This is a genomic window from Micromonospora zingiberis, assembly GCF_004331455.1.
GTDB classification, from domain to species: Bacteria; Actinomycetota; Actinomycetes; order Mycobacteriales; family Micromonosporaceae; genus Micromonospora; species Micromonospora zingiberis.
Map to the genome: position 1 here is coordinate 290,061 of NZ_SJJR01000002.1, position 12,405 is coordinate 302,465.

At 71.7% G+C, this 12,405-nt stretch carries 10 protein-coding genes; 3 read left to right on the forward strand and 7 right to left on the reverse strand.

Annotation, left to right across the window (positions count from 1 at the left end):
- Nucleotides 1–507: 507 nt before the first annotated feature.
- Genes E0H26_RS04365 through deoC form a run of 3 tightly spaced genes read right to left on the reverse strand, consistent with a single transcriptional unit; the run spans nucleotide 508 to nucleotide 3,720 of the window.
- Complete coding sequence (locus E0H26_RS04365; RefSeq protein ID WP_131301045.1) at nucleotides 508–1,332, reverse strand: aldehyde dehydrogenase family protein; 825 nt, start codon at nucleotides 1,330–1,332, stop codon at nucleotides 508–510.
- Nucleotides 1,325–2,755, reverse strand: a complete 1,431-nt coding sequence (locus E0H26_RS04370) for an aldehyde dehydrogenase family protein (protein ID WP_131301047.1) — start codon at nucleotides 2,753–2,755, stop codon at nucleotides 1,325–1,327. The genes E0H26_RS04365 and E0H26_RS04370 overlap by 8 nt, the downstream gene beginning before the upstream one ends.
- A gap of 5 nt (nucleotides 2,756–2,760) precedes the next feature.
- Nucleotides 2,761–3,720 carry a deoxyribose-phosphate aldolase gene (gene deoC / locus E0H26_RS04375; RefSeq protein ID WP_131301049.1) on the reverse strand — a complete coding sequence of 320 codons (960 nt, stop codon included), beginning with the start codon at nucleotides 3,718–3,720 and terminating at the stop codon, nucleotides 2,761–2,763.
- 135 nt (nucleotides 3,721–3,855) lie between these two features.
- Between deoC and upp the strand changes: the two genes are divergently transcribed.
- Both upp and E0H26_RS04385 read left to right on the forward strand, forming a co-directional pair.
- Nucleotides 3,856–4,488 carry a uracil phosphoribosyltransferase gene (gene upp, locus E0H26_RS04380; protein ID WP_131301051.1) on the forward strand — a complete coding sequence of 211 codons (633 nt, stop codon included), beginning with the start codon at nucleotides 3,856–3,858 and terminating at the stop codon, nucleotides 4,486–4,488.
- Between the two features lie 77 nt (nucleotides 4,489–4,565).
- Nucleotides 4,566–5,240, forward strand: a complete 675-nt coding sequence (locus E0H26_RS04385) for a GOLPH3/VPS74 family protein (protein ID WP_131301053.1) — start codon at nucleotides 4,566–4,568, stop codon at nucleotides 5,238–5,240.
- Between the two features lie 56 nt (nucleotides 5,241–5,296).
- On the opposite strand, the gene E0H26_RS04390 is transcribed toward E0H26_RS04385, so the two are convergent.
- The 4 genes from E0H26_RS04390 to E0H26_RS04405 form a co-directional block, all read right to left on the reverse strand.
- Nucleotides 5,297–5,500, reverse strand: coding sequence for a DUF397 domain-containing protein (locus E0H26_RS04390; RefSeq protein ID WP_131301055.1), 204 nt, complete (start codon nucleotides 5,498–5,500; stop codon nucleotides 5,297–5,299).
- Nucleotides 5,493–6,377, reverse strand: a complete 885-nt coding sequence (locus E0H26_RS04395; RefSeq protein ID WP_240742003.1) for a helix-turn-helix domain-containing protein — start codon at nucleotides 6,375–6,377, stop codon at nucleotides 5,493–5,495. The genes E0H26_RS04390 and E0H26_RS04395 overlap by 8 nt, the downstream gene beginning before the upstream one ends.
- Before the next feature lie 195 nt (nucleotides 6,378–6,572).
- Complete coding sequence (locus E0H26_RS04400) at nucleotides 6,573–8,282, reverse strand: phospho-sugar mutase (protein ID WP_131301059.1); 1,710 nt, start codon at nucleotides 8,280–8,282, stop codon at nucleotides 6,573–6,575.
- A gap of 48 nt (nucleotides 8,283–8,330) precedes the next feature.
- Nucleotides 8,331–10,511 (reverse strand): serine/threonine-protein kinase, encoded by a 2,181-nt coding sequence (locus E0H26_RS04405; protein WP_131301061.1) that lies wholly within the window; start codon nucleotides 10,509–10,511, stop codon nucleotides 8,331–8,333.
- 205 nt (nucleotides 10,512–10,716) lie between these two features.
- On the opposite strand from E0H26_RS04405, the gene E0H26_RS04410 reads away from it, so the two are divergent.
- Nucleotides 10,717–12,300 (forward strand): acyl-CoA mutase large subunit family protein, encoded by a 1,584-nt coding sequence (locus E0H26_RS04410; protein ID WP_131301063.1) that lies wholly within the window; start codon nucleotides 10,717–10,719, stop codon nucleotides 12,298–12,300.
- Nucleotides 12,301–12,405: the final 105 nt, after the last annotated feature.

Sequence of the window (12,405 nt, forward strand, 5' to 3'; positions counted from 1 at the left end):
CCTTCACGGATGTCCCGGCGTCACGCCCGCCCCCACCCAGCACCTTCACGGATGTTGCGGCGTCACGCCCGCCCCCACCCAGCAAGTTCAGGGATGTTGCGGCGTCACGCCCGCCCCCACCCAGCAACTTCACGGATGTTGCGGCGTCACGCCCGCCCCCACCCAGCAAGTTCAGGGATGTTGCGGTGTCACGCCCGCGCGAGGCAGCAAGTTCGGGGATGTTGCGTTGTCACCCTCGCGCCGCGCAGCAAGTTCAGGGATGTTGCGGTGTCGCGCCCGCGCGAGGCAGCAACTTCGGGGATGTTGCGGTGTCACGACCCGCGTCACCCCGTCGAGCGAGGAGCCGACGCTGGGCAGTACCCCGTGAGCCGTAACTCACGGGCGGGGCACGCGCGGGTCAGGGGTTCCGGGGGAGCCCACTCGCGCAGGGATCAAGCCTGACCGCCCGGAGCGAGTGGGCTCCCCCGGAACCCCCCAAGAGCGCCCCAAAAAACCAAGAAACCGAACTCAGATCCCCTTCGGATGCCACACGGTCTTCGTCTCCAGGAGGGCAGTCATCCGCCCCACCCCGGGATCCGAGGACCAGTCGTGATCATCCGGCACCGGCCGGAGCACCCGCTTGAGGTTCTCCGCCGCCCTGACCTCCAGGTCGGCCGCCAGCTCCGGGTCGGCGACCCCGGTCAGGTCGATCGCGTTGACGTCCATGTGCGCGGCCAGCGTCGGCACGGTCTCGGGTAGCCGGCCGGTGAGGATGTTGACCACCCCACCCGGCAGGTCGGAGGTGGCCAGCACCTCGGCCAGGGTCACCGCGGCCAGCGGCGCGGCCGGGGAGGCGGCCACCACCACCGTGTTGCCGGTGACGATCGCCGGGGCGATCACGCTGACCAGGCCGAGCAGCGCCGGTGCCTCGGGGGCCACCACCGCCACCACGCCGGTCGGTTCCGGCGCGGACAGGTTGAAGTACGGCCCGGCGACCGGGTTGGCGCCGCCGTACACCTGCGGCAGTTTGTCCGACCAGCCGGCGTACCAGACCCAGCGGTCGGTGGCGGCGTCGACCTCGTCGCCGGGTACGCCCAGGGCGACGAACTGCTCGCGCCGGCCCTCCAGCATCTCGGCGACCCGGTAGAGGATCTGACCCCGGTTGTACGCGGTCGCCCCGGCCCAGCCCTTCACGGCGGCGCGGGCGGCGACGACCGCGTCCCGCGCGTCCTTCCGGGAGGCGAGAGACACGTTCGCGGATTGCACGAGATACGACCGTCCCGACTCGCTACGCGGGAACTTCCCGCCGATGAAGAGCTTGTACGTCTTGCGTACCGCGACCCGCTCAGACATTGAGGTACGCCTCCAGCCCGTGCCGGCCGCCCTCGCGGCCGTAGCCCGACTCCTTGTAGCCGCCGAACGGCGAGGTCGGGTCGAACTTGTTGAACGTGTTGGCCCAGACGACTCCGGCGCGCAGCCGGTCGGCCATCCACAGGATCCGGGAACCCTTCTCGGTCCAGATCCCGGCCGACAGCCCGTACGGCGTGTTGTTTGCCTTCTCCACCGCCTCGGCCGGAGTGCGGAAGGTGAGCACGGAGAGCACCGGGCCGAAGATCTCCTCGCGGGCGATCCGGTGCGCCTGGGTGACGCCGGTGAAGATGGTCGGCGCGAACCAGAAGCCGCGGTCGGGCAGCTCGCACGGCGGCGACCAGCGTTCCGCGCCCTCGGCGGCGCCGGCCTCGGTCAGCTCCCGGATCCGGGCGAGCTGGGCGGCGGAGTTGATGGCACCGATGTCGGTGTTCTTGTCCAGCGGGTCGCCGACCCGGAGCTGGGCCATCCGGCGCTTGAGCGAGTCGAGCACCTGCTCGGCGACGGACTCCTGGACCAGCAGTCGGGAACCGGCGCAGCAGACGTGCCCCTGGTTGAAGAAGATGCCGTTGACGATGCCCTCGACGGCCTGGTCGACCGGGGCGTCGTCGAAGACGATGTTGGCGGCCTTGCCGCCGAGTTCCAGGGTGAGCTTCTTGCGGCTGCCGGCGACGGCGCGGGCGATGGCCCGGCCCACGTCGGTGGAGCCGGTGAAGGCGACCTTGTCCACGCCGTCGTGTTCGACCAGCGCCCGGCCGGTCTCACCGGCACCGGTGACGATGTTGACCACGCCGGCCGGCAGTTCGGCCTGCTGGCAGATCTCGGCGAAGAGCAGCGCGGTCAGCGGGGTGGTCTCGGCGGGCTTCAGCACCACCGTGTTGCCGGCGGCGAGCGCCGGGGCGATCTTCCAGGCCAGCATCAGCAGCGGGAAGTTCCACGGGATGACCTGCGCGGCCACTCCGAGCGGCTGCGGGTTCGCGCCGAAGCCAGCGTGCGGCAGCTTGTCGGCCCAGCCGGCGTAGTAGAAGAAGTGCGCGGCGACCAGCGGCAGGTCGACGTCGCGCGACTCCTTGATCGGCTTGCCGTTGTCCAGCGACTCCAGCACGGCCAGCTCGCGGGAGCGCTCCTGGATGATCCGGGCGATCCGGTACAGGTACTTGGCCCGGTCCCGGCCCGGCATCGGACCCCAGACCTTGTCGTACGCCTTCCGCGCGGCGCGGACCGCGCGGTCGACGTCCTGCGCGCCGCCCTCGGCGATCTCGGCGAGGACCTCCTCGGAGGACGGGTTGATCGACTTGAAGCTGCCGCCGTCGGCCGGGTCGACGAAGGTGCCGTCGATGAACAGGCCGTAGGACGGTTTGATGTCCACCACCGAGCGCGACTCGGGGGCGGGGGCGTATTCGAACATCGCGGTCAGTCCAGGGTGAAGTAGTCGGGGCCGGCGTAGACGCCGGTCGTCAGCTTGGTGCGCTGCATCAGCAGGTCGTTGAGGAGGCTGGAGGCGCCGAAGCGGAACCAGTCCGGGTCCAGCCAGTCCGGCCCGACGGTCTCGTTGACCATGACCAGGTACTTGATGGCGTCCTTGGTGGTCTTGATGCCGCCGGCCGGTTTCACGCCGACCTGCCGCCCGGTGGCGGCCCGGAAGTCGCGGACCGCCTCCAGCATCACCAGGGTCACCGGCAGGGTGGCGGCGACCGGGACCTTGCCGGTGGAGGTCTTGATGAAGTCGCCGCCGGCCAGCATCGCCAGCCAGGAGGCGCGGCGCACGTTGTCGTACGTGGCCAGCTCGCCGGTTTCCAGGATCACCTTGAGGTGGGCGTCCCCGCAGGCTTGCTTGGTCGCCACGATCTCGTCGTAGACCTCGGCGTAGCGGCCGGCCAGGAACGCGCCCCGGTTGATCACCATGTCGATCTCGTCGGCGCCGGCCTCGACGGCCGCGCGGGTGTCCGCGAGCTTGATCTCCAGCGGCGCCTGACCCGACGGGAACGAGGTCGCCACGCTGGCCAGGTGGACCTTGCTGCCGCGCAGCACCTCGGCCACGTACGGGACCATCGCGGGGTAGACGCAGACCGCGCCGACGTGCGGGCAGGACGGGTCGGCCGGGTCGGGGCGCAGCGCCTTGGCGGCGAGGGCCCGTACCTTGCCGGGGGTGTCCGCGCCTTCCAGCGTGGTGAGGTCGACCATTCGGATCGCGAGGTCGATCGCCTGTGCCTTGGCGGTGGTCTTGATGGATCGGGTGCCGAGTTGGGCTGCCCGCTGCTCCGCGCCGACCTGGTCCACGCCCGGTAGGCCGTGCAGGAAGGTCCGCAGAGCGGTCTCGGATCGTCCCAGCTCGGAGAGGTCCGACCGGGCCGACGTCGCTGTCGCCGTCATGCCCCGAAGTCTACGCAGACGAACGGCGAGTGATCTTGAGCACGGTGCCGGGTCGGAGCGCTCACGGGTGAGCGACGTCGCTGGTCCGGGCCGTGGTCCGCGCGCCGACACTCGGGCGGGGTAGGTTGACCGATCGTGGACGTACTCGTCATTGACCACCCGCTCGCCCAGTCCCGGCTGACCGCCATGCGGGACGAACGGACCGACTCCGCCTCGTTCCGGGCGGCACTGCACGAACTCACCACCATGCTGGTGTACGAGGCCGCGCGCTCCTTCCCGATCGAGACGTACCCGGTGCAGACCCCGGTGACCGCCACCGAGGGCACCCGGCTGGCCAACCCGCCGCTGCTGGTGCCGGTGCTGCGGGCGGGCCTCGGCATGGCGGACGCCGCGCTGGGGCTGCTGCCGGAGTCGTCCATGGGCTTCGTCGGGCTGGCCCGCGACGAGGAGACGTTCGAGCCGCGCGCCTACATGGAGTCGCTGCCCCGGGATCTGAGCGGTCTGCCGGTGCTGGTCCTCGACCCGATGCTGGCCACCGGCGGTTCGCTGGAACACTGCTGCCGGCTGCTCGCCGAGCGCGGCTGCACCGACATCACCGTGCTCTGCGTCCTCGCCGCCCCGGCGGGCATCGAGCGGCTGGAGCGTTCCGGCCTGCCGTTGCGCCTGGTCACCGCCGCCATCGACCAGGAACTCAACGACAGCAAGTTCATCGTGCCGGGGCTCGGTGACGCCGGTGACCGGCAGTTCGGCGGGATGCCCCGGTTCTGAGCCGCGATGCCGGTCCCAGGTCCGGGGCGCGCGTTTGTGCTGCGGGTGGTGGCGTCGAGCCACTAGCGTCTCGGGCCATGACTGGTGTTCCGCTCGCCGAGGAGCTGCTCCTGCTCGCGTACGACGACGAGACCGGCAAGGCGACGATGCCGCGGATCAGCCTCGACCTGGGGATGGCTGCGGCGGTGCTGATCGAGCTGGCCCTGGCCGGGCGGCTCGCGTACGCCGACGGGGCGTTGACGGTGGTCGACCCGACGCCGACCGGCGAGCCGGTCACCGACGACGTGCTCGCCCGGATCGCCGCCGACACCCCGCACAGCCCTTCGTCCTGGGTGCAGCGGCTGCGGCACGGCCTGCGCGACAAGATCCTCGGCGACCTGTGCGAGCACGGTGTCGTCCGCGACGTCGACGAGACGGAACTGGGCTTCATCCACGTGCACCGCTATCCGGTGGTGGACCGGTCGGTGGAGGCGGACACCCGGCAACGGCTCGCCGCCGCGCTGACCGGGACGGCCCCCGACGAGCGGACGGCGGCGCTGGCGACCCTGGTCGCCGTACTCCGGATGGAGTCCGCCCTCGGTGTCACCGGGGAGGCCGCCGAGCAGGCCCGCCGCCGGCTGGAGGAGATCGCCACCGGCGCCGGCTTCTCCGGTGAGGTCAGTCTGGACGACTCGGTGGTGCGTCCCTCGGTCGGCCTGGTGGTGGCCGCCCTGGGCCGGGCCGTCCAGGCCGCCCTCGGTCCTCGCCGCTGACCCGCCCACGTTCCGCTACGGCGTGCCCCGGCCCGGCGGCGCGGGGTGTGCGGACGTCAGTGGGGGAGTCGGTCGGTGCGGACGGCGGTGACGAAGGCGGACCAGGCGGCGGGGGTGACGGTCAGGGCCGGGCCGCGCTGGTCCTTGCTGTCGCGGACGCCGACGATGCCGGGCAGGTTGTCGGCGACCTCGACGCATTCGCCGCCGTTGGTGCCGCTGCGGGTGCTGGTGCGCCATCGGGCGCCGGTCAGGTCACTCATAGCACTCTCCCAGGATGGCGTCGATCAGCTCCATCGATTGTCCCTCCCCGAGCGCGGCGGACTCCAGCCCCTTCCACACCCGCTCGTAGGCGGCGATCTCGGCCGGCTGGTCGAGGTAGAGCGCGCCGGTGAGCCCTTCGACGTAGACGGTCGGTGGCTCGGACGGACCGCCGAGCGGTGACTCCGGAAAGTCGAGCAGGACGAAGGTGCCCGCCTCGGCGGCCAGCGGTGGCCCGGCGGCCAGCGGCAGGACCCGGATGTTGATGTTGTGTCGCTGGCCGACGGCGAGCAGGTGCCGGAGTTGACCGGCCATCACCGGGCGGCCGGGCACCGGGCGGCGCAGTACGGCCTCGCTGAGCATCACGGTCAGCTCCGGCGCGGGTGGGAGTCGCCGGACCAGCAACCCTTGCCGCTGGATCCGGAAATTCACCACCTTCTTCCGTTCCTCCTCGCTCAACTCCGGCCGGTTGTGCAGGAACAGCGCGGTGGCGTATTCGGGGGTTTGTAGAATCCCCGGCACCAGTTCGGCGTTGTAGTACCGCACGCTGTTGGCCACGTTTTCCAGCCCGACGTAAAGTGAGAACCAGGCCGGAATGGAACGGCCGTAGGCGTGCCACCAGCCCTCGGCCCTGCCGACCTCGGCCAGCCCGAGCAGCACGCTGGCCTGGTCGGGGGTGGCTCGATACAGCTCGCAGAGGACCCGTACGTCCGGGCCCCGCGCCGGCGTCAGGCCCCGTTCGATCCGCCAGACCTTCTGCCGGGAGCAGTCCAGCTGCTCGGCCGCCGCCTCGATGCTGACCTGCGCGTCCACCCGAAGTTGGGTGAGCAGCCTGCCGAGTTGCCGTCGCGGCACCGTCGAGCCGTTCGTTGCATGCACCGTGCAACACCCCTCTGTTCCAAAATGCAACCACTGGGCATCGGAGAGGAAACATCTCCCGGCATTTCCCGCTCGAAAGCGGGAAATGCCGTTGGTTGATGAGGTGATGCTATTTCCCGGCGCGCGGGGTGAGCAACCGTGAGCTGTTAATAGGGGGCCCTTCCTATACCGCAGGCGTTAATAAGGTGCCCTTCCTTACACGCCCAGGGCGTGCGCTGTCTCGGTGCGGAGCGCTGCTACGGCGAGCGCCGCGCGGGAGCGCGCCGCCGCGACGTCGCCGTCCGCGACCGGCTCCACCACTTCGAGGTACGCCTTGAGTTTCGGCTCGGTGCCGGAGGGGCGGATCACCACCCGGGCGGTGTCGGTGCGCAGGATCACCACGTCCGCCTCGGGGAGCAGGTCCTGTGCCTCGGTGACCGGCTGGCCGAGCAGGCTGGTCGGGGTGGCGGCGCGGATCCGGGCCATCGCGTCGGCGATCAGCCGCAGGTCGTCCACGCGCACCGAGAGCTGGTCGGTGTGGTGCACGCCGAACTCGGCGGCCAACTCGTCCAGCCGGTCGGTGAGGGTGCGGCCCTGTGCCTTGAGGCCGGCGGCCAGCTCCGCGATGGTCAGCGCGGCGGTGATGCCGTCCTTGTCGCGGACGTGTTCGGGGGCGACGCAGTAGCCGAGCGCCTCCTCGTAGCCGAAGACCAGCGGCTCGGCTCCGCCACCGGCCCGTACGATCCACTTGAACCCGGTCAGCGTCTCGTCGTACGGCAGGCCCCGGGCGGCGCACATCGCCCGCAGCAGCGACGACGACACGATGGTGGTGGCGTACAGGCCGGTCACCCCGCGTCGCATCAGGTGGTCGGCGAGGAGCGCACCCACCTCGTCGCCCCGCAGCATCCGCCAGCCGGGCCGTTCCGCCGCCGGGTCGCTGCCCGCCTCCGCTGGGCCGGCAACCCGCTCCCGGACCGCGACGGCGCAGCGGTCGGCGTCGGGGTCGTTGGCGATGGCCAGGTCGGCGCCGGTCGATTCGGCGAGCGCGACCAACCGGTCCACCGCGCCCGGCTCCTCCGGGTTGGGAAAGCTGACGGTGGGGAAGTCCGGGTCCGGTTCGGCCTGGTCGGGCACCACGCCGGGCACCGGGAAACCGGCGGCGGCGAAGGCCGCGGTGAGCACGGCCGCACCGACACCGTGCAGCGGGGTGTACGCCACGTTAAGCTCGCGCGGACCACCCACCGGCAGCACCTCGACCGCGCGGGCCACGTAGCCGGCGACCAGGTCGTCGCCGAGCAGCTGACCGGCCGGGCCGAGCGGCACCTTGGCGAGCGGCCCGACGGCCCGGATGGCGGCCTCGATGCCGGCGTCGGCCGGCGGCACGATCTGCGCCCCGGCGCCCAGCGCGCCACCCAGCTCGGTGCCGAGGTAGACCTTGTAGCCGTTGTCCTGCGGCGGGTTGTGGCTCGCCGTCACCATCACCCCGGCGACCGCGCCGAGTTGCCGCACCGCGTAGGCGAGCACCGGGGTGGGCAGCGGGCGGGGGAGCAGCAGGGCGAGGCGTCCCGCCCCGGTGGCCACCTGGGCGGTCCGCTCGGCGAACTGGCGGGAGCCGCGCCGGGCGTCGTACCCGATCACCAGCGGGCCGGTGCCGCCCTGGGCCGCGAGCCAGGCGACCAGCCCGGCGGCGGCCTGGGTGACCACCGCGAGGTTCATGCCGTTCGGACCGGCCCGCAGCGGGCCGCGCAGCCCGGCGGTGCCGAAGGTCAGCGGCCCGGCGAACCGGTCGGCCAGCTCCGGTGCGCTGGCCGGAAGCTGGTCGAGCACCGCCCGCAGTTCCGCCCGGTCGGCCGGGTCGGGGTCGTCGGCGAGCCAGCGCTCGGCCCGCTCGCGGATGGTGTCAAGGTCAGTGGTGTCCGCCGCCATTGGCTCTTGATAGCACGGCGACGGATCACCATGGGCGGGTGGCCTGCCTCAGCCGGCGTTGGTGAGCTGGAACGACTTGACCATTTCGTCGTAGATCGGCTTGCTCTCCGCGAACCGCGAGTCGTTCGAGGTGAGGTAGAACGAGTACATCCGTCCGTCGTGGGCCACCCCGTGCCAGACCCCGTGCCGCATCTTGTCGCCCTCGCCGCAGGTGTACTCGAACTCGGCCGACGCCTTGCCGGCCAGCTCCTTCTGCTCCATGGAGATCTGGGTGTACGGCTTGGCGCAGGAGTTCGACCTGGTCTTCAGCCCGTTCTCGGCGACCACTGCCCAGCGGGCAGACTCGCCGCGCCACGGCTCGTTGAGGATTCGTACCCGCCGGCCGCTGTCCTCCGGGTCGGTGTAGTCGACGTAGACGGCACCGTTGGGCGCGTTCTTCTTCCAGCCCTTGGGCACCATCAGCTGCACCCCGCGTCCCGAGTGCTCCTGCATCTCGATGCCGGGGCCTGCGTCGGCCGAGGTGGACGGGTCGGCGACCGGGGTGGTCTGTGGCTGGTCGTCGCCGCCGCCGGTCAGCACGACGATGCCGATCAGCAGGAGTACGACAAGGCCGCCGGCTGCGGCGAGCTGCATCTTGCGCGGCCAGCCCTTGACGGTGTCGACCAGCCGGGTGCCGGTTGCCTTCGCCTTGTCCAGCGGGCTGCCGCCGGTGGGCGTCGGTCGGGCGCCGTACGGCTGGCTGGGCGCCGCCGGCCACTGACCGCCGTAGTCACCGCCGATGCGCTGGGTGGCCTCCGGCTGCCCGGTGCCGTAGCTGAACGCCGCCGCCCCGACGCGTTGCGTCGCGTCCGCCCCACCGATGCGCTGGGTGGCCTCCGGCCCGCCGATGCGTTGGGTGGCGTCCGCGCCACTGATCCGTTGGGTGGCGTCCGCGCCGCCGATGCGGCGGGTGGCGTCGGCGCCGCCGATGCGCTGGGTGGCGTCGGCGCCGCCGATGCGTTGGGTGGCGTCGGCGTCGCCGATGCGTTGGGTGGCGTCGGCGCCGCCGTAGGTGCGGCCCACCGGCGGCGGGGACAGCGCACCGCTGTGCGCCGGCCGGGCCAGGGCGTCCGCGCTGGTGTCCTCCATCGCGGCGGCACTGGCCGGGGCGGCCTGACCGGGGCGCTCACCCCGACGCAGGGCGGCCAGCCGGTCGGTCAGCGACTCGCCGGGGCCGAGCATCGCCCGGCCGCCGATCTGGCCGGACGGCTTGGACTTGGCCGGCGTGGGCGGTGCGGTGATCGGCGCGGGCTGCGGCATCTGCATCACCGAGTACGGGTCGGTCATCGAGTTGACCGCGGCGGCGTTGCTGCTCAGTGGGCCGGCGAGCAGTTCGCGCAGCATGGCGCGGGCGGTGTGCACGTCGAGCCGGCGGGCCGGATCCTTCTCCAGCAGGCCCATCAGCACCCGGGTCAGCGCGCCGCTGCGCTGCGGCGGGGCCGGTGGGTCCTCGACCACCGCGTGCATGGTCTCGATCGGGTCACCCCGGTCGAAGGGCGGTCGCCCCTCCACCGCCGTGTAGAGCGTCACGCCGAGCGAGAACAGATCGCTGGGCGGGCCGAACTCCTGCCCCATGGCCCGCTCGGGCGAGATGAAGTGCGGTGAGCCGAGCACCATGCCCGGCGTGGTGAGCTGCACGTCGGTGGGCATCCGGGCCACCCCGAAGTCGGTCAGCACGCAGCGGCCGTCGGAGCAGATCAGCACGTTGGCCGGCTTGACGTCGCGGTGCAGCACACCGATCGCGTGGGCCACCTCCAGCGCGCCGAGCAGCGCGATGCCGATCTTGGCGACCACCCGCTGGGCGATCGGCCCGTCCTCGATCACCATGTCCGCGAGGCTGCGCGCGTCGAGCAGCTCCATCACGATCCACGGCCGGCCCGCCTCGGTGACCACGTCGTACACCTGGACCACCGCCGGGTGGGCGATGGCGGCGGCGGCGCGGGCCTCGCGCAGGGTGCGTTCGTACATCGCGTCGCGGTCGCTCGGGGCCAGCCCCGGCGGGAGGATGACCTCCTTGACCGCCACGTCGCGGCGCAGCAGCGTGTCTGTGGCTCGCCAGACCGTGCCCATGCCACCGTTGCCCACTGTCGAGCGCAACGAGTAGCGGTCACCGATGACGGTGCCGGGTGTCGCGCGTCCGTTGGTGGGAGTGCTGACTGGTCCGCCGCTCCACGTCGGGATCTGAGTCACAGAAAAGCCACCGGGGAAGTCGAGGGGGCTGGGACACAACCTCCCTATCTTGCTGGTTCAGACGCCCGATGCGAAAGCCGGCGCGACGGACGTTTACCGTACCGAACGGTACGTGTGCGGCCCCTCACCTCTCGTTGCCGCGCTGTCGACGGGGTGTGCGCCATCCCTCACCCCGCCGCCGGCCTGCGCGTCCTACCATCCGGTGATGAGTGAACGGCGGTTAAGCGAGTCCGGTTTTCCGATCAAGGACGTCTACACGGCGGACGACCTCCCCGGTGATCTGGATTCTCGACTGGGCGCGCCGGGCGAGTTCCCGTACACCCGTGGGGTCTACCCGACGATGTACACCTCCCGCCCGTGGACGATGCGCCAGTACGCCGGCTTCGGCACCGCCACCGAGTCCAACGCGCGTTACCACCAGTTGTTGCGGGCCGGCACGATGGGGCTGTCGGTCGCCTTCGACCTGCCCACCCAGATGGGCTACGACTCCGACGACCCGATCGCCTCCGGCGAGGTCGGCAAGGTCGGGGTCGCCATCGACTCCATCGAGGACATGCGGCTGCTCTTCGACGGCATCCCGCTGGACAAGGTCTCCACCTCGATGACGATCAACGCGCCGGGCTCGGTGCTGCTGCTGCTCTACCAGCTCGTCGCCGAGGAGAACGGGGTGCCGGGCGCGGCGCTCAACGGCACCATCCAGAACGACATCCTCAAGGAGTACATCGCCCGGGGGACGTACATCTTCCCGCCCAAGCCCTCGCTGCGGCTGGTCGCCGACACGTTCGGCTACTGCCGGGCCGAGGTGCCGAAGTGGAACACCATCTCCATCTCGGGCTACCACATGGCCGAGGCCGGTGCCTCGCCCGTGCAGGAGATCGCCTTCACGCTGGCCAACGGCGTCGAGTACGTGCGCGCCGCGATCGCCGCCGGGCTGGCCGTGGACGACTTCGCGCCCCGGCTGTCGTTCTTCTTCGTCGCCCGGACCACCCTGCTGGAGGAGGTGGCCAAGTTCCGGGCGGCCCGACGGATCTGGGCCCGGCTGATGCGCGACGAGTTCGGGGCGCGCAACCCCAAGTCGATGATGCTGCGGTTCCACACCCAGACGGCGGGCGTGCAGCTGACCGCCCAGCAGCCCGAGGTGAACCTCGTTCGGGTGGCGGTGCAGGGGCTCGGCGCGGTGCTCGGCGGCACCCAGTCGCTGCACACCAACAGCTTCGACGAGGCGATCGCGCTGCCCACCGAGAAGGCGGCCCGGCTGGCGCTGCGTACCCAGCAGGTGCTGGCGTACGAGACGGACCTCACCGGCACCGTCGACCCGTTCGCCGGCTCGTACGTGGTGGAGGCGATGACCGCCGAGATCGAGGCGGCGGCGGACGCGCTGATGGCCCGGGTCTTCGAGCACGGGTCGGCGGTGGACGCCATCGAGGCGGGCTTCCAGAAGCGCGAGATTGAGCAGTCGGCGTACCGGATCGCACAGGAGATCGACTCGGCTGAGCGGGTGGTGGTCGGGCTCAACCGGTTCGCCATCGACGCCGAGGAGCCGTACGAGCCGCTGCGGGTCGACCCGGCGATCGAGGCGGCGCAGGCCGAGCGGCTGGCCAAGCTGCGGGCCGAGCGCGACGGCGGCGCCGTGCAGCAGGCCCTGGCCGAGCTGCGGGCGGCGGCCACCGGCACCGGCAACGTGCTCTACCCGATGAAGGCGGCGCTGCGCGAGCGGGCCACCGTCGGCGAGGTGTGCGGGGCACTGCGCGAGGTCTGGGGGCTCTACCGGCCGACCGACCGGTTCTGACCGTCGTACCGCGCCCGTCGGCGGGCCGGCACATCCTCACCCGAGTCGGCTGACGCGCGCCGCCCGTCGCGCTGCGTGTCGGTGCGCCCGTCCGCGGGTATACCG